The organism is Oceanospirillum linum (genome assembly GCF_001995095.2).
Lineage (GTDB): Bacteria > Pseudomonadota > Gammaproteobacteria > Pseudomonadales > Halomonadaceae > Oceanospirillum > Oceanospirillum linum.
Genome location: NZ_MTSD02000016.1, coordinates 1 through 3,375, shown reverse-complemented (window position 1 = coordinate 3,375; position 3,375 = coordinate 1). Strand labels below are relative to the sequence as shown.

General features: G+C 45.4%; 3 protein-coding genes. 2 read left to right on the top strand and 1 reads right to left on the bottom strand.

Annotated elements, in window-relative coordinates; all coding sequences use genetic code 11:
* The first annotated feature begins 273 nt into the window (after positions 1–273).
* On the top strand, positions 274–729 hold the full coding sequence (locus tag BTA35_RS17780) for a carboxypeptidase-like regulatory domain-containing protein (protein WP_139363688.1): 456 nt from the start codon (positions 274–276) through the stop codon (positions 727–729).
* Positions 730–756: 27 nt separating this feature from the next.
* Positions 757–2,328: an IS1182 family transposase gene (locus tag BTA35_RS16375; protein ID WP_078320895.1), complete on the top strand. Its 1,572-nt coding sequence runs from the start codon at positions 757–759 to the stop codon at positions 2,326–2,328.
* A gap of 412 nt (positions 2,329–2,740) precedes the next feature.
* Here BTA35_RS16375 and BTA35_RS17985 read toward each other — a convergent pair.
* The coding region (locus BTA35_RS17985) for a hypothetical protein (protein WP_161489882.1) at positions 2,741–3,375 on the bottom strand (635 nt) is incomplete at its 5' end.

Genomic DNA, 3,375 nt, shown 5'->3' with positions numbered 1-3,375 from the left:
GGTGGTTGCACTTGGTTTCATAGAATAAGTGCAACAGGCTACTGATTATGCTCGTGCCATGAATGTCTTTTGTCACTTGCCGCGATTTGGCAGCCTTAATCATTTATCGGCGGGGTTGCGGGTAACTTGAGCAAATACTCATGTTTTTGCAGGCTTATTTTTGGCGGTAAAGCCCCGTGATAGGGGGCTTACAGCGTAACCCCAAACACCACGGTTAACTTTCTGGTCAGAGCCACAGCGGATAACCCGCCTCCGGCATCGGCTCAATACTCCTTGGTTGCTCATAATTCTGGCTCAGCTGAGAGTGTTACAGACTTTAAAGCCTGGAATAATGAAAACCTGACTAAGCTCTTAGTGCAATCGGGTAAGTTATATGATCTGGATATAGAGCAACTAAAAACGGCATCTATTGAAGCTCATGATAATATAAACTTCTCAGGCACCGTTAGAGATAGCGATAATAACCCTGTTCCGCTTACATCTGTGAGCGTTGAAATTGAGACTAGTGGATCAGGATCACTGGACACTGTAATTCTATTGGCAGATGAGAATGGCTATTTTAATGGATCAGTTCCATTGAAAGGAGATGAGTGCAGTGCAGCCCGTGATCCTATTAATGTCCATAATAGGGTACACCGTGGATCGCCAACTAATCCTTCTGAATGGTGGGATATTTATTGGGGAGTAGGACGTTCAGGCTGTAGAAAAACCTCCCGAACTATGATCTGATCGGGTTTTGAAACGCAGGAGGCGGTGATGGCTCGATTCAAGCACTACGACTACAACCAAACGTCGATGGTGGTGATCAATTATCAGGATCAGCTGCAGCCTGGGTCCTTTGAGCATGCTCTGCACTACCTCGTTTCTGAAAAGCTGGATCTGTCAGCGTTTCACCAGCCTTACAGGAATGATAGCGAAGGTCGTCCGGCTTATGATCCGGCGATTCTGCTAAAAATCATCCTGTTTGCTTATTCTAAAGGCATCACCTCCAGCCGTGAGATTCAGTGGTGCTGTGAAACCAACATCATCTTTAAAGCCTTGACCTGCGATACCGTCCCGCACTTCACCACTCTTGCTCATTTTGTCAGCAGTCAGCCCCAAGCCATTGAAGACCTGTTTGAACAGGTGCTGTTGATCTGTGATCAGCAGGGGCTTTTAGGCCATGAACTCTTTGCCATTGATGGCTGTAAAATGCGTTCCAATGCTGCTAAGGAATGGTCAGGCACTTTTAAAGAACTGGAACAGAAACGCCAGAAACTCAAACGCCTGATTCGTCATCACCTGAGCGAACATCAGGAAAAAGACCGCTGGGAAAGTGAAGAAGAACTGGATCGGGATATCCGCAAAGCCAAAACAATACTCACGTTGGATAAAGTCGCCAAGAAGGTGAGTCACTTCTTACAACACAGCCAACCAAGGATGGGTAAAGGCAAGCGCAGCAAGGAAGTGAAAAGTAATATCACCGACAATCAATCGGCCAAAATGACCACCAGCAAAGGCACGATCCAAGGCTATAACGGCGTCGCCTCCGTTGATAAGAAACACCAGATTGTCATTGATGCCCAAGCCTTCGGTGAAGGGCAGGAACACCACACGCTGCAACCCGTTTTGGAAACCATTCAAGAGCGTTACAAGCGGCTGGGCATCAGCAAAAACCTCTATAAAGAAGGCATCGTTGTTACCGCAGATACTGGCTTCGCCAACGAAGCGAATATGAAATACGTGCACGAAAACCAGATCAACGCCTACATCCCAGATAACCAGTTCAGAAGCCGCGATCCCAAGTTCGCTCACCAGAAAGAGAAATACGGCAAACGCCACCAGATACCCGGCAAAGCCCAAGCTAAACAACGGATCCCAGCCAGCGAGTTCCAGTTCGACCCAATTAAAATGACCTGCATCTGCCCAGCAGGTAACAAGATCAGTCATCGCGGTACACGAGACAACGACCAAGGCCAGCCTATCGTCTATTTTGAAGGCAGGTTACTGCAATGCCGGAACTGCCACAAAAAGCACCGTTGCATGAAGAACCCATCCGCAGCTAACCACGGCAAAGGCGCAGGCCGCCAAGTCAGCTTCCTGTTAAATGACAAACGACCACCGAGCTACACCGACTGGATGAAGCACCGCGTCGACAGCCCTCACGGAAAACAAATTTACAGCCACCGGATGTCCGTTGTCGAACCGGTCTTCGGCAACATCGGCACCAACAAGGGATTAAACCGTTTTAGCCTGAGAAGCAAAACCAAAGTACAGGGCCAATGGCAACTTTATTGCTTGGTGCATAATGTAGGAAAACTGGCAAAATATGGGCATCTCAGCCAGTAAAACAGAGTTAATACAGCTTTAGAACAGGCACTGAAAGCAGCATGAATCGAGCTTACAGACAGCCAAAGCTTAAAAAGGCAGGAAATACAGAATAAACAAACGATGGCCGATAAAAACCGGCCATCGAAAATAAACAACAGAAAACGAGCTGCTGGCGGGAAAAGCTGGCTGAAAACAGGTTTTTCTACAGGCTCGTTATAGAGTATCTTTACCTAATGGTACCGAAGTTGGTAGTAATAATTTTATTCATATCTGCCAAGAAAAATTAGTGAAAATGTGTTACTACGAGAGAGATTACAACACGGGTGGTTCAAAGTTGACATGCTTATGATCACATATTAACGTTTTTTATTCAGAATGATCGCATAGTAAATATAATTATATTTCTATGCGATCATTGGAGACTTCATAGCTAAGCGTTGAGGTCTATGAGTGAATTAGCGTTGAGGTCTATGAGTGAATTAGCGTTGAGGTCTATGAGTGAATAGATATTTAATTGTTCAGAGGGTCTTTCACGAGCGAACTTAAGTGTAGCAAAAATCTCTAACCCATTCTTTTCAAGTCGTTCTGAAAATGTTTTATACTTTTCAGTTGTCGGTGTCATTTTATCGTAACCTTCTAAAATGGTTCCTCTCTCACTCGAATCCTTATGATACTTCTCGAAATATTGATTATACTCTTGAACTAAATCATTCAGGCTAAACCGGCCGTCCTTTACGATGCCCTCGCTGCTGAACTCAAGATCATAATCTCTGTGAAATTCTGATGTGGAGTGCGCAATTGATTCTGTTAGCTCCGATAGGCCAAGTGTTAGCGATCTAACAAGCCCTTCCTCTTTAAAAAACGCGTCTTCAATTGATGCGAGCTGTTTATCTGATATAGGTTGGCCATTCTCATCGAGTGCACTGAGCTTCAGTTGACCATCCACCAAGGCAACATCCAGACTATTTATATCTATATCGGTGTGTCTAGCGGCTTGCTTTTCTTTAAAGGCTTCAAAGCCTTGAAACCCCTTGGATAAATGATCTTCTGCGGAGCGGGCTAGCT